Consider the following 18,419-nt stretch of genomic DNA (forward strand, 5'->3'; position numbering starts at 1 on the left):
CGATCGTCGTCCTCGATCGATTCAGGTAGCGGGCCAGGCAGCGCGCTCGGGCAGCGACGGTGTCGCCATGCGCTGAATGGCATCGAAATCGAGTGCCGACAAGGCAGCGCGCACGGCGGCGACAAACCCGCTGCATTCCGGTTGTGCCCTCAGCGTTTGCGCAAGCCAATCGTCGATCGCACTCCACTGGCCGTCCCCTGCCAGGCGATGCAGCCGTGCCAGCGCATCGGCGGTCGGAACATCACCAGACTCGACGATCGACGTGGGCGCTGCGGTGGGCGCAACCGGCGCTGCGGGCGCGCTCGAACTCGCCGGTGTAGCAGCCGGCAAAGGCTCGGCCTCCGGCACCAGCAACTCGAATCTGAAACGACACCCACGTCCGGCGTCGCACCGCAGCGACAACTCGCCGCCCATGCGTTGCACGATGCGTTGCGCGATGAAGAGTCCGAGTCCGAGACTGCTTTGCCCGGCAGCGCCACCGCTGCCAGGAACCCCCGGTGCGCCATCGACCGGCTGGGCCTGCTCGAAGCTGTCGGCGGCCCGAGCGAGGTCTTCGGCTTCGACCCCCGTTCCGGTGTCGGTCACTTCGAAACTCAATCGCCAGACGCCGTCGTCACTGTCGCCTCCCTCGGTTTCGCGCCGCGAGCCGACGCGCAGGCTGATGCAGCCATCGCGCGCGAACGTTCCGGCGTTGGCCAGCAAGTGAAGCAGTACTTGTTGCAACCGCGCTGCGTCGAGCTGCACCCAGCGCGGCCCGGCCGGGTCGGGCACGAAAACGAAGGCGTTGCGCTGCTGCGCCGCGAAGCTCTCCGCGTGCGGCGTGACAGCATCCAGCAGGCCGGCCAGGTCGACCGCAGTCGGATTCAACGTGAGCTGGTCGCGCTCGCCGCGCGCATGTTCGAGCAGTTCGTCGATCAGCGTGAGCTGGTAGGTCGCCTCGCGCTCGATGGTGTCCAGATGGCTCTCACGGCCGCCGCGGGACGACGCGTCGTCGTACCGCATGAGACGTGCATAGCCGACGATGGTGGCAAGCGGCGCACGCAGGTCGTGGCCGATGAAAGACATGATGCGGACCTGCTTTTTGTAGTTGCTTTCGGCTTCGGCCAGCGCGGTGTTGAGTGCACGCGTCTGACGCGCCACTGCACGGCGCAGACGATGGTGCTGGCGGCTCAAGAGGTCGATCACCCTTTCCTGGATCTGCTGACGCTGTTGTGAGGTCTGGTGGGCCCACACCGCCAGCGCGACCAGCGCGGCGACAGCGGTCGTGAACCCCGTCGCGTAGTTGCGAACGCCTGCCAGCATGGGCGGCAGCGCGCCCTGCAGTCCCACGGTGCGAATGCCCACGCTCAGCAGCGCGAACAAAATGGCGCAGAGCAGCAGCTTGTGGTGAGCGCCTTCGCGACGCACGTACAGGTAGCCCGCAACGATGAGGCTGCCGACGATGAGCAACGACACGCCGAGGTTGATCTGCGTGAAGACGTAGTAGTTGCCGACGAGCATGCCCATGCACACCGCGCCTTGCACTCCGGCCAGCGCAATGAAGTAGCCACGCCCCCCCGTGGGCCGGGTTCGCAATCGAAGCGTCAGGCTGTGCAGATAGAACATCAGCACCAGCACGCATCCGCCGCCCAGCACGCCGGGCGCACGCGAAGCCCAGACAGGGCTTTCCGGCCAAAGATAGAAGCGCGTCAGGCCGCGGAACGACCCCTCGTACAGGGCGAGGATCGCGAAACCGGCGCACTGCCAGCCCATCGCCCCGCTGCGCGACAGCAGCCAGAGCACGAGCGAATACGCGGCCATCATCAGCAGGCCGCCGATGAGCGCACCGTCTTTCAACGCATCGCGCGTTTCACGGTCGAGCCATGCATCGGCCGGATAGAGCCAGGGCTGGATCTGCATGCTCGATGCACCGGCAACTCGCACCAGCACTTCGGCGCGCTGGCCCGGGTCGAGGTTGATCGGCAGCAGAGGCTCGCGCCGCGCCGGCTCCTGCTCGCTGACCTTGACCGCCGTGCCGGCGCGACTGTGCTGCCAGCCGGCGGGCTCCGCGCCGGGGATGTTCCAGTAGAAATCGACGTACTGCAGTCGAGGTGAACGCAACAACAGGCGCAAGCGTTGCACGCTGCGGGCGTCGTTGGCGATGCGCAGGCGCAGCCACCAGGCCGACTGCGAGAAGCCTGGCTGGAGGAGGCTCGTCGTGGCCGGAACGAAGCGCGACGAAGAGCCCGCGACCGCGTCCGGCTGCACGGCGTCTGCCTTGGCCAGTACGTCTTCCAAAGAGAGCTTGCTCGTGGCGTCTTCGAGTACCTGGATGCGGCTGGTGAGCGACATTGGCCAGTGGGCCTCCGCGGTCTGCACTGTGTCGGGGGATGGCGTTGCCACGCTTGCAGCGATTGCGGTGTTGGCCGCCGCGAACGTAGAAAGCATCGACAGCGCCGACAACGCAGATAACAAAGCCAGCGCAGCGAGGCTGCAGGCTTCGATCCGCGACGACGCCAGCCTCAAGACGGCCTTTGCCGCGATGCTAGCTGGGCACGGTATTCGCTCGGTGAAGTGCCCAGTCCGGCCTTGAATGCGGTGGCGAAGTTGGCGGCACTCGAGAAGCCCGCCTCCGCAGCGATGTCGGCAATACCAAGCGGTGTTTGCGTAAGCAGTCGCCGTGCCAGGCCGAGCCGCTGTTCGCGCACGAACTCGAAAACCGACATGCCGGTCTGTTGGCGGAACGCCTTGGTCAGCCGCTTCTCGTGCGTGCCCACACGGCGTGCAATTTCGGCGAGCGTGGGCATGCTGGCCAGGTTGGATTCGACCTGGCGCAGGGCGGCTTGCACCAGCACATGGTCGGGCTGCTGGTCGGTGTCTGCTGCGGCAGCGGTGCTCGCCTCGGTAACTCCGGTAACTCCGGCAATTCCGACAACTCCTGCAGTTCCAGCCCTTTCCGCCATAGAGGGTGAGGGAAGCGCTGGGCGCAGATGCGTGCGAATGCGTGCCAGCACTTCGGCCGGCTCGAAAGGCTTCAGCACGTAGTCGACAGCGCCTTCGCGCAGTCCGGTCAGCCGCTCCTCGAGGCTGCCGGAACTCGTCAGAAAAATCACTGGAATGTGCGCTGTGAGCGGATCGGCCTTGAGCAGCCGACAGGCTGTGAAGCCGTCGGTGCGGCCCATGCGGACGTCCATCAGGATGAGGTCGGGCGCTTGTGCGACGGCGCGGCCGTAGCCTTGCATTCCGTCGAAAGCGACAATGATTTCGAAGCGGGCACCGCGCAGCACTTCGAGCAGCAATTTGAGCTGCTCCGGGTTGTCGTCGACCACCAACAGGCGCGCGACATAGGGCTCGACGGACGTCACCGTCATGTTTGTCGCCCCTTCGACTTCGAACTTGAAAACATCGGCATCGCGGTCTCGAATTGCAGGTAAATCGATCATTTTGAACTGTCACCGAAACACCAACTGTGCGGTAACGTCCAAATGCCGATTTAAACCCAATCGCCGCAGCCCCTCCCAAACCGGCGATTGGCTGATTTATTACTCACCTCGAGAATTACAAACGGACTTTCCCAGGCCAGTGCGAAGCAGCTCGTGGCACCCGCTGAAATTCAGGATCGACGATCAACAGCGCGGCCCGGTAGGCGGCGCGGCCGGCTGCCTTGCTCAGCTCGGTCAGTTCCCTCGACTCTTCCACGCACTCCTGCGGGGTGGGTGCGGGCAACCGGTTATGAAGCGCCCGTGTCACGTTCAACAACGCCGACGCAGATGCCAGACACTCGTCGACCGCGGAACGAGCGGCGCCGTCGAGTGACGGCCGTGCGCGCGAGGCGTCTGGATCGTCATACAAACGCAATTGCTTTTCGCGTTATTCATTGGCGATCATCAACCGGCCGAGTTGTTCGATAGCCGCCTGCGCCTGCGTGATCAACGTATTCGCCAACGGAGCCGGATCGTAGGTATGAAGCCCTGAAGGACCCGATGGCACGGCTTCGGCGCTGTCTGGGAGGTCGACGTCGAAGTGAGCCTGCATGGGGGTCACCTGCACATTCGGAAGCTGAAATGGCGCCGGGAGCAGCCTCAAAGGCAACTGCTTCAACTGCAATTGAAGGATGTCGCGACCAGCCTGCGCCTTGCGTATGAAATCGGAAATCCGTGCGCCTCGCGACACATAGCCATCGCGGTCGGCCTGACGATGAAAAGGCGAAGCGCGGTATTGCATGGAATTTTTTTTGGATCTGGCTATTTGCCGCAACCTTCGTTGTACACCGCCAGCTTGTTTAGAACGCGATATTTTGCAACTGGTTGTTCTACATCAAGGATTACGTCGAAGCAATTTCTCTTAAATTCTTTGCCGCATATCCTGAGAAATTAAGTGATCCTCGCAGCACCATCTTCTTAAGCGGCAGGGGAACTTTAGTCTTAGTTAATTTATTGGTCAAAGGCGAAAATACAAAAGAGTTTTGCGGCTTGCAACGTCGTGCGACCAAATTGAATTTGGATAATCCTCGAGACAAGACTCGAAATGCGGATAACCTGAACCATGGACAACGCAGAAACATCCGGGCCGGAAGGTATCGTCGAGTTTCGGCGGCGAGAGACGCTCATCAAGGCCGGCGCGCTACAAGACGCCATCTTCAACAGCGCCAACTTTTCAAGCATTGCAACCGACGCCCGCGGCGTCATACAGATTTTTAACGTCGGCGCCGAACGCATGCTTGGCTACACCGCCGCCGAAACGGTCGACACCATCACGCCGGCCGACATTTCCGACCCACAGGAAGTGATCGCACGGGCAGCAGCGCTAAGCCTCGAACTGGGTACCACCATCAAGCCGGGCTTCGAGGCGCTGGTTTTCAAGGCGTCGCGCGGCATCGAAGACATCTACGAGCTGACCTACATCCGAAAGGACGGCAGCCGCTTCCCGGCAATCGTCTCTGTCACCGCACTGCGCGATGCGCACGACGCCATCATCGGGTACCTGCTCATCGGCACTGACAACACGGCGCGGATGCAAGTGGAAGCCGCCAAGGCGCAGCTCGATCAACGCTTGCGCGATCAGCAGTTCTACACGCGATCCCTGATCGAATCGAACACCGACGCGCTGGTCATGACCGATCCGGCGGGGATCATCACCGACCTGAATCAGCAGATGGTGGAGTTGACTGGGCGCAGCCGCGAAGAACTGATCGGCACACCATGCCGCAACTGCTTTACCGACCCCGACAGCGCCGAAAGGGGTGTCGCATGGGTGCTGCGAGACAACACGATCAGCGACTTCGAGTTGACGGTGCGCTCGAGCACCGGGGTCGAAACGGTGGTGTCCTTCAACGCAGCGACGTTCCGGAATCGCGAGGGTGAGGTGAAGGGGATTATTTCCTCGGCACGCGACGTCGACGCACGGCGGCGAGTAGAACGCGCGCTCGAAGAAACCAATCTCCAGCTGGAACATGCGAGCCGCATGAAGTCGGAGTTTCTGGCGACCATGTCGCACGAGCTGCGCACGCCGCTCAACGCCATCATCGGCTTTTCCGAAGCGCTCAAGGACGGCCTGATGGGCTCCATGAGCGATACGCAAACGGGCTACATCGGCGACATCTTCACCAGCGGGCTGCACCTGCTCGCGCTCATCAACGACATCCTCGACCTGTCCAAGGTCGAGGCCGGGATGATGAGCCTGGAGATGGAAACGGTGGACCTCGCGCGCCTCCTCAAGGACAGCCTGTCGATCGTCAAGGACAAGGCGGCAGCCCAGCACATCCGGCTGGACCTGGAAACCGGTGAAGGCATCGGACTGTCGCGGCTCGATATGCGAAAGACCAAGCAGATCGTCTACAACCTGTTGTCGAACGCGGTCAAGTTCAGTGGAGACGGGGGCCGCGTGGTGCTGAGCGTGCAGCGCGTGCCGCGTGCCAGCGTCGGCACCCTGCCCGGTACATGGCCGGTGCAAAGCTTCCCTCTGGCCGACAGCGAGCACGACGATTTTCTCGAGATCCGGGTGAGCGACGCGGGCATCGGGATCTCGCGGGAGAACATGGCGCGGCTGTTTCAGGCTTTCAGCCAGATCGACAGCAGTCTGGCGCGCAAGTTCGCCGGCACGGGTCTGGGCTTGGCGATGGTCAAGCAACTGGCCGAATTGCACGCGGGCACTGTCGCTGTGTCGAGCGCCGAGGGCCAAGGCGCCTGCTTCGCGGTGTGGCTACCGCTGCTCGCCACGCCGCCGCTGGCCCATGTGATGGCGACCACCAATGGCAACGCACACCCGGCGGCGGCCATTCGCAGCGAACGCATGGCGCTGGTGGTCGAAGACAACGACAAGGCGGCCGACCTGGTGCGCCTGCTGCTGGAGGCCGAAGGCTTCACCGTGCTGCATGCCGCAAGCGCCGAAGCCGCGCTCGTCATGGCGCCGATGCAGACACTCAGCCTGGTCACGCTCGACCTTGAGCTGCCCGGCATGGATGGCTGGGAGTTCCTGTTGAAGATGCGCGAAAGCGCCGACCTCGCGCACCTGCCGGTGGTGATCATCGCCGGCGTGGCCGACAGCAACGTGGCGCTGAGCCGCGGCGCGGTCGCCGCCATGCAAAAGCCGATCAGCCGGGCCGACCTGAAGGCGACGCTGGCCAGCCTCGGTCTGCAGCCCGGCGCGAGCCGAACGCGCACCGTGCTCGTGGTGGACGACGACCCGAACGCGATCGATGTCATCGCCGCCTTCTTGCCGACGCCGGCGTATGCGGTGCTTCGCGCCTATGGCGGCGATGACGCCATCGCACTGGCGCAACGCGTGAAGCCCGACATCATCCTGCTCGACCTCACCATCCCGGAAACCAACGGCATGGACGTCGTGGACGTGCTGTCTCGCAACCCCGATACCGCCGACATCCCGATCGTGGTGGTGACCGGCAGCCCCATTTCCACCGAGCATCGTGCCGCGCTCGACAGCTATCCCGGCAAAGCCTTGCGTGTCATCGAGAAGCACGAATTCGGTCACGACCGCTTCGTCGACGAAGTGCGCCGCGTGCTCCCGCATCCACAGGATTGAACAGCATGGCCTGCATCCTGATCATCGAAGACAACCCGGCGAACATGAAGCTGACCTGCCTGCTGCTAGGCAACGCTGGCCACAGGTTGCTGTGCGCGGTCGATGCCGAAGTGGGTTTGATGATGGCGCGCGATGCGCAGCCCGACCTGATCCTCATGGACATCCAGTTGCCCGGCATGGACGGCCTGGCCGCCACGGCGCTGCTCAAGCGCGCGCCGGCGACGGCGGCGATTCCGGTCATCGCATTGACCGCCATGGCCATGAAGGACGACCAGGCGAAGGCGGAAGCCGCCGGCTGCGATGCCTACATCGCCAAGCCCTTGCGCTACCAGGAATTGCATGCGGCCATCGACAGGTTATTGGCATGAGATGCATATGAGTACATCCGACGCCACCGTACTGATCGTCGACGACCGCGTAGCCAACCGCCGGTTGCTCGAAGCGCTGCTCGCGCCCGAGGGTTACGCCACTCTCAGCGCAGCCGATGGACCCGAGGCACTGGCGCTGGCCGCGCAACATACGCCCGACGTGGTGCTGCTCGATGTGCGAATGCCCGGCATGAACGGTCACGCAGTCGCGCGGGCGCTGAAGGCATCGGACGAGACCCGCCACATCCCGATCATCCTGATCAGTGCAGAGGTCGACGCCGCCGAGCGTCAGGCGGGCCTCGACGCAGGCGCGGACGACTTTCTGACGAAGCCGATCGCGCGCGCCGAGTTGTGGTCTCGCGTTCGAGCCAGCCTGGCGCGTTGACTGGCCAGCCTGGCGCAGCGCGTGCTGCCGTCCTCAGGCCGGCACAGCGTCGATGTCGGCGCGATCCCAATGCCGGTGCTTGGCCATTGCCGCAATGAAGTCGCGCGCCACCTGCTGCGCTGCGGTGAGGTCGCCCATGTTGGTCGCCGGGGTCGCGGCAATCACTACACCGGACGGAACCGCGGCGCCATCGTCCTTGCCGCTCTTGGCATCCCCCTTGCCCGCATCGAGGCCCAGCGTCGACAGCAGCGCCACGCCCTCGCCCACCGTGCAGATCGCCTTGCAGTGCTTGAACGCTTCAAGAACGAAGTGCACTGCATCGCCGCTGCGCGACAAAGCCTGGGCGCTCTCCTTGCCCGCTGGCACGAGCACCGCGTCGAACATGATCGACGGCATATTGGTGAAGGTTGCGTCGATGTCGATCTGACGTTTGCTGCTGCTGGTCACGGTGCCGAGCCTCAAACCGATGACCTTGCACTGCGCGCCCGCTGCTTCGATGGCTTCGCGGATCGGCTTCAACGAGGCGGAGTCGACGCCATCGGCCACCAGGATCGCCACCTTGCGCGTCTTGATCGAGCCGTCGCCGCTGCCAGCCATGCTGAGTGCCGGCGATTCCGAAATGGGCAGCCTGATCTGGTGGTCGCGAAAGCCCGCACGCCCAGCCGCAGCCTTGGCGTCCGGAATGCCGATGCCCAGCGGCTCCGCCACGCGACGCGCCAGTTTTTCATCGACATGCGCCAGGTTGTCGACCATTCGCTGACGAATAGCGGGCAGTTCGAGCTTCGACAACTCGAACCGGAAGGCTGCGACGATGTGGTCTTTCTCGGCCGTGCTCTGGCTGTTGAAGAACAGGCGAGCTTGCGTGAAGTGATCGTCGAATGACGGGCTTCGACGCCGAATCTTGGGCGGCTCCAACTCGTCGGGGAACGAGTGAAATCCCTTGTCGCTGCCGTCGACCCTGAATTCCGATCCGTTGCCGAGCGTGTTCGGCTCGTAAGCAACCTGACCGCGCGCAATGGTCTGGCGGTGCATGCCGTCGCGCTGAAAGTTGTGGAACGGACATACGCCCCGGTTGATCGGCAGCTCGTGAAAGTTAGCGCCTCCTAGCCGCGAGATCTGCGTGTCGGTGTACGAGAACAACCGGCCTTGCAACAACGGGTCGTTCGAGAAATCGATGCCAGGCACCACATGGCCGGGGTGAAACGCGACCTGCTCGGTCTCGGCGAAGAAGTTGTCAGGGTTGCGGTTGAGCACCATCTTGCCGATGCGCTGGACCGGAATCATCTCTTCCGGGATGAGCTTGGTCGGGTCGAGCAAGTCGAAGCCGAGCGAATGCTCCTTGTTTTGCGGAATGAGCTGCACGCCCAGCTCCCATTCCGGAAAGTCGCCCTTGTCGATCGCTTCCCACAGGTCGCGGCGATGAAAGTCGGCGTCCTTGCCGGCGATCTTTTGCGCTTCATCCCAGGCGAGGCCGTGAATGCCGAGCTTCGGCTTCCAGTGGAACTTGACGAAGTGGCTCTCGCCGCGGCTGTTGATAAAGCGAAACGTATGAACGCCGAAGCCTTCCATCATGCGCAGGCTGCGCGGAATGGCGCGATCGCTCATGGCCCACATCAGCATGTGGGTGGACTCGGGCATCAACGAAGCAAAGTCCCAAAAAGTATCGTGCGCGCTGGCCGCCTGCGGCATCGCGTGATGCGGTTCGGGCTTCACTGCGTGGATCAGGTCGGGAAACTTCATCGCGTCCTGAATGAAGAACACCGGGATGTTGTTCCCGACCAGGTCGTAGTTGCCCTGCTGCGTGTAGAACTTGACCGCGAATCCGCGCACGTCGCGCACCGTATCGGCCGAGCCGCGCTCGCCCGCCACGGTCGAAAAACGCACGAAAACGGGCGTCTTGACCGACGGGTCTTGCAGGAAGTCGGCACTGGTGAACTGCGACATCGACTTGTAGACCTGAAAGTAGCCATGTGCCGCGGAACCCCTGGCGTGGACGGCGCGTTCCGGAATGCGCTCGTGGTCGAAGTGGGTGATCTTTTCTCGAAGAATGAAATCCTCGAGCAGCGTCGGCCCGCGCAAACCCGCTTTCAACGAGTTGTGGTTGTCAGGGATTTGCAGGCCTTGATTTGTCGTGAGCTCCGGCGCGCTGTCGGTCGTGTAGCCGGCCAGTTGTTCTTGCTTGGCGCTGGCGCCGGCATGGGCGGCAGCTTTGGCTGAAGGCTTGGGCCGACGGCCTGCGGCTCCCTTGTTCTGGGGCGTCATTGAAATCCTTCGGGGACCGAAATCCAGGCGCATGTGGCACCGGGAAACAAATTAGAAAAAGCTAGCCGGCTTCGGCATCCAGGAACATGTCGAGCGCATTGACCAACGCCACCAATGCGACCAACGCAGAAGTGATTGCAACGCCCCAAACCAGCGCGTCATCGACCGATGCGCTACTCAACACACCCCACAACGACGACAGCCCCATGATCAGCTCCTGTTGATGGCATGAAATTTACGTTTCACACGCTCCGTTACCCGTAGTGGGCACGCGTGCGCAGGTGTGGGAGTTGCGAGGGAAGCAAGGTAGGACCGTGCCGACCGTTCCGCGCTGGCACCTACGCGCGAACCGGCCACGGCCCACGCGGGGTGACTTTGGTGCCCGATACGATGCGCACAACCTGCAGATGGACTGCAGGCATCAAAACTGCTTTGCTTCCAGCTCCTGTCCTCAGAGAAACGCCAACATGCTCATCAAAATCGGCTTCGACATCGAACTCGGCGTTGCCGCTCCCACGGCGTTGATCTACATGCTGCAGGTGCATCCGTCACGTGCCGCCGACATCCCGGCCGGCGAGAACATCACCATCAGCCCGCCGTTGGTGACCGACCATTGCCAGGACGTTTTCGAAAACCATTGCGCCCGCGTCCATGTTCCGTTCGGCGTCAGCAGCGTGCGTTTGCGCAACGAAGCGGTGGTGTTCGACAGCGGCTGGGCCGACCCGGTCGACTATGGCGCCGTCGCGCATGCGCCGGCCGATCTGCCGGTATCGACGCTGCCCTTCGTGCTGCCGAGCCGCTATTGCGAGGTCGACAGCGAGCTGCTTCAGTTCGCCTGGGCCAACTTCGGCAACGTCGCGCCGGGCTGGCACCGTGTGCAGGCGATTTGCGATTTCGTGCACCGCCATCTGCGCTTCGATTACCAGCGCGCCCGCGCCACGCGCACCGCACTCGAAGGCTTTCGCGAGGGCGTCGGCGTCTGCCGAGACTTCACGCACCTGGCGATCACGCTGTGCCGCTGCATGAACATCCCGGCACGTTACGTGACCGGCTACCTCGGCGACATCGGCATTCCGGCAGTGCCGTATCCGATGGACTTCAGCGCCTGGTTCGAGGTGTACCTGGGCAACCGCTGGCACACCTTCGATGCGCGGCACAACACGCCGCGCATCGGGCGCATCGTGATCGCGCGCGGTCGTGATGCGGCCGACGTGCCGATCAGCATGGTGTTTGGGGCGAACACGCTGCAGCGGTTCGAAGTGACGACGGACGAGATCGTCCAGTAGCCTCGAGCGATTTCAGGCGCCGCTCGGGCGCCTCTGGAAAGGCTCAGGCGGCGCGGCGCCGAGATGTCTTTGCCGCTGCCGGCGCGGACTTTTTTGCAGCCGGCACGGCAGCCGACTTTTTGGTCGCTGCCTTGGCCCCGCCGGACACGGGCGCATCCGGGGCCGCCCGGGCGCCGCCCTTGCGCAGGCTGCGCTGCAGCAATTCGGTCAGGTCGATGATTTTGGCGCTGCTTTCCGCATCCGCTGCCTCCATCGGCTCCAGCTTTTCGACCGCTTCGGTCTGTCCGGCTTCGACCTTGCGATCGACCAGCTTCATGATCGCGTCCTTGAACGAATTCTTGAAAGCGTCCGGGTCCCAGTCGGAACTCATGTCTTCGACCAGTGCCTTCGCCATCTTGAGTTCACTGTCTGAAAGGCCCGCCTGCTTCGCGCCTTCGGCCGGCAGCGGCAGGTCTTTCCAGGAGCGGATGTCGGTGCCCCAGCGCAGCAGGTTCAGCACCAGCCCGGCGCCCGACGGCACCAGCGCTGCCAGATGTTCCTTGGTCTGGATGACGACGCGCGCCACCCCGATGCGGCCGCTGCGTTGCAGGGTTTCGCGCAACAGCGCATAGACCTTGGCGCCGCGGTTGATGGGAGCCACGTAATACGGCCGCTCCAGGTAGACGAACGGAATGCCGGCGGCCGGGACGAAGGTCTCGATCTCGATGGTCTGCGTGGTCTTGGGGTAGGCGGCCGAAATCTCGGCATCGCTCAACACGACGTACTGGCCGTCTTCGTATTCAATGCCCTTGACGATCTGCTCACGGTCGATTTCCTTGCCGGTTTTCTTGTTGATCCGCTTGTAGCCAACCGGGTCCATCGTGCGCTTGTCGAGCCAGTCGAAGTCGATGCCGCTGTCGGTGGTGGCGGAGTACAGCGCGACCGGGATGTGAACGAGGCCGAAGCTGATGGCGCCTTTCCAGAGAACGCGCGGGGCAGGTTTCGAATCGGGCATTTGAGAATCCTCCATCCCTTGACAGTAGGCGCACCGCAGCATCACACCTGTAGGAACGAAGCTAAAGCACCCGATCGCTCTCGACCGCGAAGTAGAACCACTCGGTGCCCGGCAGCGCCTCGGCATTCGGGAACACGATGAAGCCATCGCGCTCGGCGTGCAGCATGGTGCCGTCTTCGCGCACGCCGATCGGCTCGCCCTGCGCCACCGCGTCGAAGGTCGCCCATTCGCGAACGAACTGGTCTTCTTCGTGAGTGCGATCGGTCACGCTAACCAGCCGAAGCAGCGCAGGCCTCGAAGGCAACGAAGGCGCGGCTTCGATCATTCCCAGCGTTCGCAACGCCGACAGGATCGCGCCGTACGCCACCTCGGGTGCAGCCCGGTCGCGGTGCTGCCCGCATTCCAGCGTGACGCCATAGCCGCCCTGGCTGCGCATGTACTCGTTGGTGCCCCAGCCGAACGCCAGCGCGGCATCGTCGACCGGCGCGCCACCCGGCAAGCTCGCGCGGTGCGCCAGGCCGGCGGCGTAGATATCGAGCCAGCCTTCGACCACGCGAGAGGTCCCGATGTGCAATGCCAGCTGCCCCTCTTCGAACGCCCGCGAAAACGGCTCCAGCCCGCCGTGGTTGTCGCGCGGACCGATCATCGCGAACGCATCGCCCGCGCTCTGAAACGAATGCAGGTCGAGCAGCACGTCGTGCCGGTCGAGCAAAGGGCAAAGCAGGTTGGTGATGAGCGCTTCGTAGTCGGCCGGTGGGGTGCTCGGCTGGAACAACCGGTTGAGATTGCGCTCGCCTTCGCGCCGCTGCCGTTGTCGCGCCAGGGGATTGGCCACCGGCACCAAGGTAAGCGTGCCACGCAGCAAGGTGAACGTGCCGCCATCGAGTTCGGCCAGCACCCGTTCGATGCCGACGGTGCCGCAGGTTTCGTCGCCGTGCACGCCGCCGAGCACGATCAGCCGGGGGCCGGGGGCGGTCGATTCGAAGCTGTGGATTCGCAGCGGCACAACGGCATGGAGCGATGTCATCGAACGATCCTACAGCGACCGGCAGGACGGTCCTACCGGGGACAGGCGAACATCATGCGATAAAGAAACGCTTACAGGAGCAGCGTCATGGCAAGCAAAAAACCGTCCCAGCCCGCAATTGATTCGGTACAGCCCGGGCCAGTGGAAGACGCCGAAAGCGGCAAGACCAAGGTTCAGCAGGATGGAAATTCGGCGCCCAAATTGCCACACGAACGCGACCAGTCCTCAGACAGCCAGGAAACTGCGGATGGCGAGCCGACAAGCGTCGGCAAGCAAGGTCACGCCGACCTGGAACGAGGCCTGGTCGACACCGGTACCAGCCCAGTCACCGACAAGGTCTACAACGACAAGGTCAGCAAGCGCTGATCCCGCGCAGGCGGGTCAGTCGCGGGCCGGGGCGGCGCCGGCAAGTTCGGTACGCATCGCAGAGATAACGGCCGCATAGTCGGGCTGCGTGAAGATGGCACTGCCCGCCACGAACGTATCGGCCCCGGCGCTCGCAACACGCGCAATGTTGTCGACCTTGATGCCACCGTCGACTTCGAGCCGGATGTCGCGCCCGCTCTGCTCGATGCGCTTGCGGGCATCCTCGATTTTGCGGAGTGTCGTATCGATGAAGGTCTGGCCACCAAAGCCCGGGTTGACGCTCATGATCAGGATCAGGTCGATGTCATCGATGACCCAGTCCAGCACCTCCAGCCCGCGCGCCGGATTGAACACCAACCCCGCTTTGCAGCCGGCCGCCTTGATCGCCTGAATGCTGCGGTGCGTGTGCGGTGACGCGTCGGGATGAAAGCTGATGAAGTCCGCGCCAGCCTCGGCGAACGATGCAGCCAGCGCGTCGACCGGCTCGACCATCAGATGGACGTCGATCGGCACCGCAACGCCGGCGGCGGTTTTGGCGTGCGGCTTGAGCGCGTGGCAAATCATCGGGCCGAAGGTCAGGTTCGGCACGTAATGGTTGTCCATGACGTCGAAGTGAATCCAGTCGGCACCGCCGGCGATGACCTGCGCCACTTCGGCGCCAAGGCGCGAAAAATCGGCGGAAAGGATGGATGGCGAGATGCGGAATTGGCGGGCGGTGGTGCTCATTCCCCAATTGTCGCAAAGCAGGCAACAGTTACCATCGCGCCATGTCCGACAGCCCGATGACCGTCAAGGTCGAGCCCCGTTTTCTGCCCGAGCAATCGTCGGCGGAAGACCACGTCTATACCTTCGCCTATACGGTAACGGTGACCAACACCGGGGAGGTGCCGGCCCAGCTCATCGCCCGCCACTGGCTCATCAACGACGCTTCGGGTCACGCGCAGGAGGTCAAGGGACTCGGTGTCATCGGCCAGCAGCCGCTGCTGGCAGCGGGCGAGTCGTTTCGCTACACCAGTGGTTGCCGGTTGCAGGCGCCCAGCGGCACCATGCACGGCAGCTTCTTCGTGGTGAACGAGGCCGGCGACCGCGTCGACGTACCCATCCCGATGTTCGTGCTCGAAGCCAATTCGGACGGTCGGCCCAGCACCCGCGTGCTGCATTGACCCGCGTGGCGGTACCGCCGCAACCCGGCCGGATGAAGTTTCTCCGATGATGTCTTTCTTCTCTTCGCTCCCGTCTTTCACGGTCATGACCAACGAGCTCATGGCGTTTTGGGCGGAATGGGCGCGGCCGACCGCCGGCCTGCCGATCGTGCTGTGGTCCTTGCTGCTGGCGGTGGCAGCAGCCGCCGGGCACCTGGTGCAGCGTTACATGGGCATGCCCAAGGTGGTCGGCTATTCGATCGTCGGCACCATCGTCGGCTTTGCCGGTTTCGAAGGTGCGCTCTGGCCGCTGCAGGGCATCAGCCTGTACCTGCTGGAGCTCGGCGTGGCGATCGTTCTGTTCGAGGCGGGCGGTCGCCTGCCGCTGCGCTGGTTTCGCTACAACCCGATGGTGCTGCTGCAAAGCATCCTCGAAGCCTCGCTGACGTACTTCGGCGTGTTCTGGGCGCTGCACTGGCTTGGCATTCCAGACCCGGTCGCCAACCCGATCGCGCTGATGGCCATCGTCGCCTCGCCAGCAGTGCTGAGCCGCGTGCTGATGGACACCCGCGCTTCCGGCCCGGTGACCGATCGGGCGATGACACTGGCCACGCTCAACACCTTCTATGCGCTGGCGCTGGGCTATGCGCAGGCCGGCCTGATCGAGCGAGCGCCGCAGGGGCTGGTGCAAAAGCTCTACCCGGTGGGCGTGGTGCTGGGCCTGTCGTTCGTGGTCGGCGCGGTCATGGCGCTGGCGTTGCGCTCGGCCTTGCGCTTCATGAGCCCGACCAGCGAGAACACGTCGATCCTGCTGCTGGCCATCATCGCGGCCGGTGCGGCCCTCACGGCGCACGTCGGCGGCTCGGCACCGCTGGCTGCGCTCATCGGCGGCGTGCTGTTGAAGCAACTCAATCCCAAGCCGTGGGCCTGGCCGCGCCAGTTGGGCACCGCAGCTTCGCTACTCACCATGTTGATGTTCGTGCTGGTGTCGATCGTCGCCGCCCAGGCGGACTGGAGCCTGCCGGTCGCGAGCGTGGTGCTCACCGTCATCAGCGTGCGCTTTGCAGCCAAGATCGCCGGCGTCGCCATCGCCAACCCGGGCAGCGGCGCGAGCTGGAAACAGGCGCTGTGGGTCGGCTGCGCAATGTCGCCGCTGTCGTCGATCGCGCTGTTGATCGCGTCGGGCTTCGTCACTGCGTCGCCGTTGCTCGGCGCGATGATCACGCAGGTCGCGCTGCCCGCCATCCTGCTGATGGAAGTGCTGGGTGCCGTGCTCGCGACCATCGCGATCCACAGCGCCGGCGAAAGCTCGTTGCCCTGGACGCCCGAGGTGTTCATGACCGCAGAGGAGACGCAACGATGAGCATCAATTTGAACCGCGGTCCGTTGCCCGCGCTGCCGGACGCATCCAAGTCGCCCGCTGGCCGCGTGGTGAAGCTCGAGCCCTTCAACAAGTCGGAGGCGCTGTCGCTCGGCGTCGAACTGGAACTGCAGCTCGTCAACACGCACGACTACGACCTCGCACCGTACGCCGAAGACATGCTGCGCCTGATGGCGCAAACGCCGTTGCCGGGCAGCGTGGTGCCGGAGATGACGTCGAGCATGATCGAAATCTCGACCGACATCTGCCACTCGGCACAGGACGTGATCACGCAGCTGTCGCCCATTCGCGATGCGCTGGTGCGCAACGCCGACAAGCTCAACATCGCGGTGGTCGGCGGCGGCACGCATGCGTTTCAGCAATGGCACGAACGCCGCATCTACGACAAGCCGCGCTTTCGCGAGCTGTCGGAGCTGTACGGTTACCTGAGCAAGCAGTTCACCATCTTCGGCCAGCACGTGCACATCGGCTGCCCCGATGCCGACGCCGCGTTGCTCATGTTGCATCGCATGTCGCGCTACATCCCGCACTTCATCGCGTTGTCGGCCTCGTCGCCGTTCGTGCAGGGGCAAGACACGCAGTTCGATTCGGCGCGGCTCAACTCGGTGTTCGCCTTCCCCTTGTCGGGCCGCGCGCCTTTCACGTTGAGCTGGAAAGAGTTCGAGAACTACTTCGAGCGCATGACCCGCACCGGTGTCGTGCGCAGCATGAAAGACTTCTACTGGGACATCCGGCCCAAACCGGAGTTCGGCACGATCGAGATTCGCGTGTTCGACACGCCCCTCACCATCGAGCGTGCCGCGGCGCTGGCCGGCTACGTGCAATCGCTCGCCGCCTGGTTCCTGCAGGAGCAGCCTTTCGAGCCGACGGAAGACGACTATCTGGTCTACACCTACAACCGGTTCCAGGCCTGCCGCTTCGGCCTCGACGCGGTGTATGTCGACCCGGCAAGCGGCGAGCACATGCCGCTGCGCGATCACATCCTGATGACGATGACGCAACTCGAATGGCACAGCGAGGCGCTCAACGCGACGCAGGCCCTTGGCCAGCTGCGCACCAGCGTCGAGGCCAACCGCAACGACGCGCGCTGGCTGCGCGAAAAGCAGGGCAAGGAGCGCCTGCTGGCGGAAGTCGTGCGCCAAGCGTCGCTGCGCTTTCGCGCGGGCACCTGAACAGGCCGGAGATGGGCGAATTCGATCTGATCGAGCGCTACTTCGCGCGGCCTGCCAAGCGATCGCCGTTGGGCAATGGTGACGACTGTGCGCTGCTGGCGCCGGCGCCAGGCATGCAGCTGGCCGTGTCGTCCGACATGCTGGTCGAAGGACGGCACTTTCTGTCGACCGTGGCGCCGGAGCGGCTCGGCCACAAGGCGCTGGCAGTCAACCTGAGCGACCTGGCCGCCTGCGGCGCGGCGCCACTCGCCTTCACGCTCGCGCTGTCTTTGCCGGCCGTCGACGAGGCATGGCTAGCCAGCTTCTCGCGAGGACTGTTCGCGCTGGCCGATGAACATGATTGCGAACTGGTCGGCGGCGACACGACGCGCGGGCCGCTCAACATCTGCATCACCGTGTTCGGTGAAGTGCCGACCGGCAAGGCGCTGTTGCGCTCGGGCGCGAAGCCGGGCGACGACATTTGGGTGAGCGGGACGCTGGGCGATGCCCGTCTGGCGCTGGAGGCGTTTCGCGGCACGCTGGCGCTGAGTGCGGAAGTGTTCGAGCAGGCACGTCGCCGTATGGAGCAGCCGACGCCGCGCGTGGCACTGGGCATCGCACTGCGCGGCATCGCGAGTTCTGCGGTCGATGTGAGTGATGGATTGATCGGCGATCTCGGGCACATCCTGGCTTCGAGTCGGGTCGGAGCGACGCTGGATGCGGATGCCGCTGCCGCCCTCGTCGCAGCCAACAAGCACGCGCCAGGCTCGGCCGATCTGTTCGCCATCGAGGTCCTCCGGACCTGCGCACTTTCCGGTGGCGACGACTACGAGCTTGTGTTCACCGCGCCCTCTTTCGCACGCGATGCGGTCTTGCAAGCCGGTGTCGTCGCGGCCACACCGGTCACGCGCATCGGCCGCATCGAGGCCGAGCCGGGCCTGCGCGTCGTCGACGCCCGCGGCGCACCAGTCGCGCAGCATTTCACTTCGTTCGATCACTTCGCCTGACGACCGACAACTGACGAAAGCGGCAGGCCG

General features: G+C 64.1%; 17 protein-coding genes. 9 read left to right on the forward strand and 8 right to left on the reverse strand.

Annotated features, from left to right (window positions below; translation table 11 throughout):
* Positions 1-21: 21 nt before the first annotated feature.
* The 3 genes from H7F36_RS03310 to H7F36_RS03320 all read right to left on the reverse strand — a co-directional run bounded on the left by H7F36_RS03310 (position 22) and on the right by H7F36_RS03320 (position 4,203).
* Positions 22-2,427, reverse strand: a complete 2,406-nt coding sequence (locus tag H7F36_RS03310) for a sensor histidine kinase (RefSeq protein WP_187053331.1) — start codon at positions 2,425-2,427, stop codon at positions 22-24.
* A gap of 74 nt (positions 2,428-2,501) precedes the next feature.
* Positions 2,502-3,350, reverse strand: coding sequence for a helix-turn-helix domain-containing protein (locus H7F36_RS03315; RefSeq protein ID WP_187053332.1), 849 nt, complete (start codon positions 3,348-3,350; stop codon positions 2,502-2,504).
* Positions 3,351-3,849: 499 nt separating this feature from the next.
* Positions 3,850-4,203, reverse strand: a complete 354-nt coding sequence (locus H7F36_RS03320; protein WP_187053333.1) for a hypothetical protein — start codon at positions 4,201-4,203, stop codon at positions 3,850-3,852.
* Between the two features lie 321 nt (positions 4,204-4,524).
* Between H7F36_RS03320 and H7F36_RS22115 the strand changes: the two genes are divergently transcribed.
* The 3 genes from H7F36_RS22115 to H7F36_RS03335 are packed head-to-tail and all read left to right on the forward strand — an operon-like array spanning position 4,525 to position 7,773.
* Positions 4,525-7,020 carry a PAS domain-containing hybrid sensor histidine kinase/response regulator gene (locus H7F36_RS22115; RefSeq protein WP_187053334.1) on the forward strand — a complete coding sequence of 832 codons (2,496 nt, stop codon included), beginning with the start codon at positions 4,525-4,527 and terminating at the stop codon, positions 7,018-7,020.
* A gap of 5 nt (positions 7,021-7,025) precedes the next feature.
* Positions 7,026-7,388 carry a response regulator gene (locus H7F36_RS03330; RefSeq protein WP_187053335.1) on the forward strand — a complete coding sequence of 121 codons (363 nt, stop codon included), beginning with the start codon at positions 7,026-7,028 and terminating at the stop codon, positions 7,386-7,388.
* Positions 7,389-7,395: 7 nt separating this feature from the next.
* Positions 7,396-7,773 (forward strand): response regulator, encoded by a 378-nt coding sequence (locus H7F36_RS03335; RefSeq protein WP_187053336.1) that lies wholly within the window; start codon positions 7,396-7,398, stop codon positions 7,771-7,773.
* Between the two features lie 33 nt (positions 7,774-7,806).
* Here the strand turns inward: H7F36_RS03335 and H7F36_RS03340 are convergent, their stop codons facing one another.
* Together H7F36_RS03340 and H7F36_RS03345 are read right to left on the reverse strand one after the other, a co-directional pair.
* On the reverse strand, positions 7,807-10,035 hold the full coding sequence (locus H7F36_RS03340; RefSeq protein ID WP_187053337.1) for a catalase: 2,229 nt from the start codon (positions 10,033-10,035) through the stop codon (positions 7,807-7,809).
* Positions 10,036-10,096: 61 nt separating this feature from the next.
* Positions 10,097-10,243, reverse strand: a complete 147-nt coding sequence (locus H7F36_RS03345) for a hypothetical protein (protein WP_187053338.1) — start codon at positions 10,241-10,243, stop codon at positions 10,097-10,099.
* A 259-nt stretch (positions 10,244-10,502) separates the two neighbouring features.
* Between H7F36_RS03345 and H7F36_RS03350 the strand changes: the two genes are divergently transcribed.
* Entirely contained in the window at positions 10,503-11,321 is an 819-nt protein-coding gene (locus H7F36_RS03350; RefSeq protein ID WP_187053339.1) for a transglutaminase-like domain-containing protein, read from the forward strand.
* A 43-nt stretch (positions 11,322-11,364) separates the two neighbouring features.
* On the opposite strand, the gene H7F36_RS03355 is transcribed toward H7F36_RS03350, so the two are convergent.
* On the reverse strand, positions 11,365-12,315 hold the full coding sequence (locus H7F36_RS03355; RefSeq protein ID WP_187053340.1) for a Ku protein: 951 nt from the start codon (positions 12,313-12,315) through the stop codon (positions 11,365-11,367).
* A 61-nt stretch (positions 12,316-12,376) separates the two neighbouring features.
* Positions 12,377-13,342, reverse strand: coding sequence for a succinylglutamate desuccinylase/aspartoacylase family protein (locus H7F36_RS03360; protein WP_187053341.1), 966 nt, complete (start codon positions 13,340-13,342; stop codon positions 12,377-12,379).
* An 87-nt stretch (positions 13,343-13,429) separates the two neighbouring features.
* On the opposite strand from H7F36_RS03360, the gene H7F36_RS03365 reads away from it, so the two are divergent.
* Positions 13,430-13,708, forward strand: coding sequence for a hypothetical protein (locus H7F36_RS03365; RefSeq protein ID WP_187053342.1), 279 nt, complete (start codon positions 13,430-13,432; stop codon positions 13,706-13,708).
* A gap of 15 nt (positions 13,709-13,723) precedes the next feature.
* On the opposite strand, the gene rpe is transcribed toward H7F36_RS03365, so the two are convergent.
* On the reverse strand, positions 13,724-14,434 hold the full coding sequence (rpe, locus tag H7F36_RS03370; protein WP_187053343.1) for a ribulose-phosphate 3-epimerase: 711 nt from the start codon (positions 14,432-14,434) through the stop codon (positions 13,724-13,726).
* A 41-nt stretch (positions 14,435-14,475) separates the two neighbouring features.
* Between rpe and apaG the strand changes: the two genes are divergently transcribed.
* The 4 genes from apaG (at position 14,476) to thiL (ending at position 18,389) form a co-directional block, all read left to right on the forward strand.
* Positions 14,476-14,871: a Co2+/Mg2+ efflux protein ApaG gene (gene apaG / locus H7F36_RS03375; protein WP_187053344.1), complete on the forward strand. Its 396-nt coding sequence runs from the start codon at positions 14,476-14,478 to the stop codon at positions 14,869-14,871.
* Between the two features lie 85 nt (positions 14,872-14,956).
* Positions 14,957-16,213 carry a cation:proton antiporter gene (locus tag H7F36_RS03380; protein WP_187053345.1) on the forward strand — a complete coding sequence of 419 codons (1,257 nt, stop codon included), beginning with the start codon at positions 14,957-14,959 and terminating at the stop codon, positions 16,211-16,213.
* Between the two features lie 68 nt (positions 16,214-16,281).
* The gene (locus H7F36_RS03385; RefSeq protein ID WP_187054782.1) at positions 16,282-17,403 is read left to right on the forward strand and encodes a YbdK family carboxylate-amine ligase; all 1,122 of its coding nucleotides are present in this window, start codon (positions 16,282-16,284) and stop codon (positions 17,401-17,403) included.
* Between the two features lie 11 nt (positions 17,404-17,414).
* A complete protein-coding gene (gene thiL, locus H7F36_RS03390; RefSeq protein WP_187053346.1) occupies positions 17,415-18,389 on the forward strand; it encodes a thiamine-phosphate kinase in 975 nt (324 codons plus the stop codon).
* Positions 18,390-18,419: the final 30 nt, after the last annotated feature.

The organism is Variovorax sp. PAMC28562 (assembly GCF_014303735.1).
Classification (GTDB): Bacteria; Pseudomonadota; Gammaproteobacteria; order Burkholderiales; family Burkholderiaceae_C; genus Variovorax.

Excerpts from the sequence above, each read along its gene's own strand:
- H7F36_RS03310 (WP_187053331.1), bottom strand. The coding sequence starts at position 2,427 with ATGCTTTCTACGTTCGCGGCGGCCAACACCGCAATCGCTGCAAGCGTG.
- H7F36_RS03315 (WP_187053332.1), bottom strand. The coding sequence starts at position 3,350 with ATGACGGTGACGTCCGTCGAGCCCTATGTCGCGCGCCTGTTGGTGGTC.
- H7F36_RS03320 (WP_187053333.1), bottom strand. The coding sequence starts at position 4,203 with ATGCAATACCGCGCTTCGCCTTTTCATCGTCAGGCCGACCGCGATGGC.
- H7F36_RS22115 (WP_187053334.1), top strand. The coding sequence starts at position 4,525 with ATGGACAACGCAGAAACATCCGGGCCGGAAGGTATCGTCGAGTTTCGG.
- H7F36_RS03330 (WP_187053335.1), top strand. The coding sequence starts at position 7,026 with ATGGCCTGCATCCTGATCATCGAAGACAACCCGGCGAACATGAAGCTG.
- H7F36_RS03335 (WP_187053336.1), top strand. The coding sequence starts at position 7,396 with ATGAGTACATCCGACGCCACCGTACTGATCGTCGACGACCGCGTAGCC.
- H7F36_RS03340 (WP_187053337.1), bottom strand. The coding sequence starts at position 10,035 with ATGACGCCCCAGAACAAGGGAGCCGCAGGCCGTCGGCCCAAGCCTTCA.
- H7F36_RS03345 (WP_187053338.1), bottom strand. The coding sequence starts at position 10,243 with ATGGGGCTGTCGTCGTTGTGGGGTGTGTTGAGTAGCGCATCGGTCGAT.
- H7F36_RS03350 (WP_187053339.1), top strand. The coding sequence starts at position 10,503 with ATGCTCATCAAAATCGGCTTCGACATCGAACTCGGCGTTGCCGCTCCC.
- H7F36_RS03355 (WP_187053340.1), bottom strand. The coding sequence starts at position 12,315 with ATGCCCGATTCGAAACCTGCCCCGCGCGTTCTCTGGAAAGGCGCCATC.
- H7F36_RS03360 (WP_187053341.1), bottom strand. The coding sequence starts at position 13,342 with ATGACATCGCTCCATGCCGTTGTGCCGCTGCGAATCCACAGCTTCGAA.
- H7F36_RS03365 (WP_187053342.1), top strand. The coding sequence starts at position 13,430 with ATGGCAAGCAAAAAACCGTCCCAGCCCGCAATTGATTCGGTACAGCCC.
- rpe (WP_187053343.1), bottom strand. The coding sequence starts at position 14,434 with ATGAGCACCACCGCCCGCCAATTCCGCATCTCGCCATCCATCCTTTCC.
- apaG (WP_187053344.1), top strand. The coding sequence starts at position 14,476 with ATGTCCGACAGCCCGATGACCGTCAAGGTCGAGCCCCGTTTTCTGCCC.
- H7F36_RS03380 (WP_187053345.1), top strand. The coding sequence starts at position 14,957 with ATGACCAACGAGCTCATGGCGTTTTGGGCGGAATGGGCGCGGCCGACC.
- thiL (WP_187053346.1), top strand. The coding sequence starts at position 17,415 with ATGGGCGAATTCGATCTGATCGAGCGCTACTTCGCGCGGCCTGCCAAG.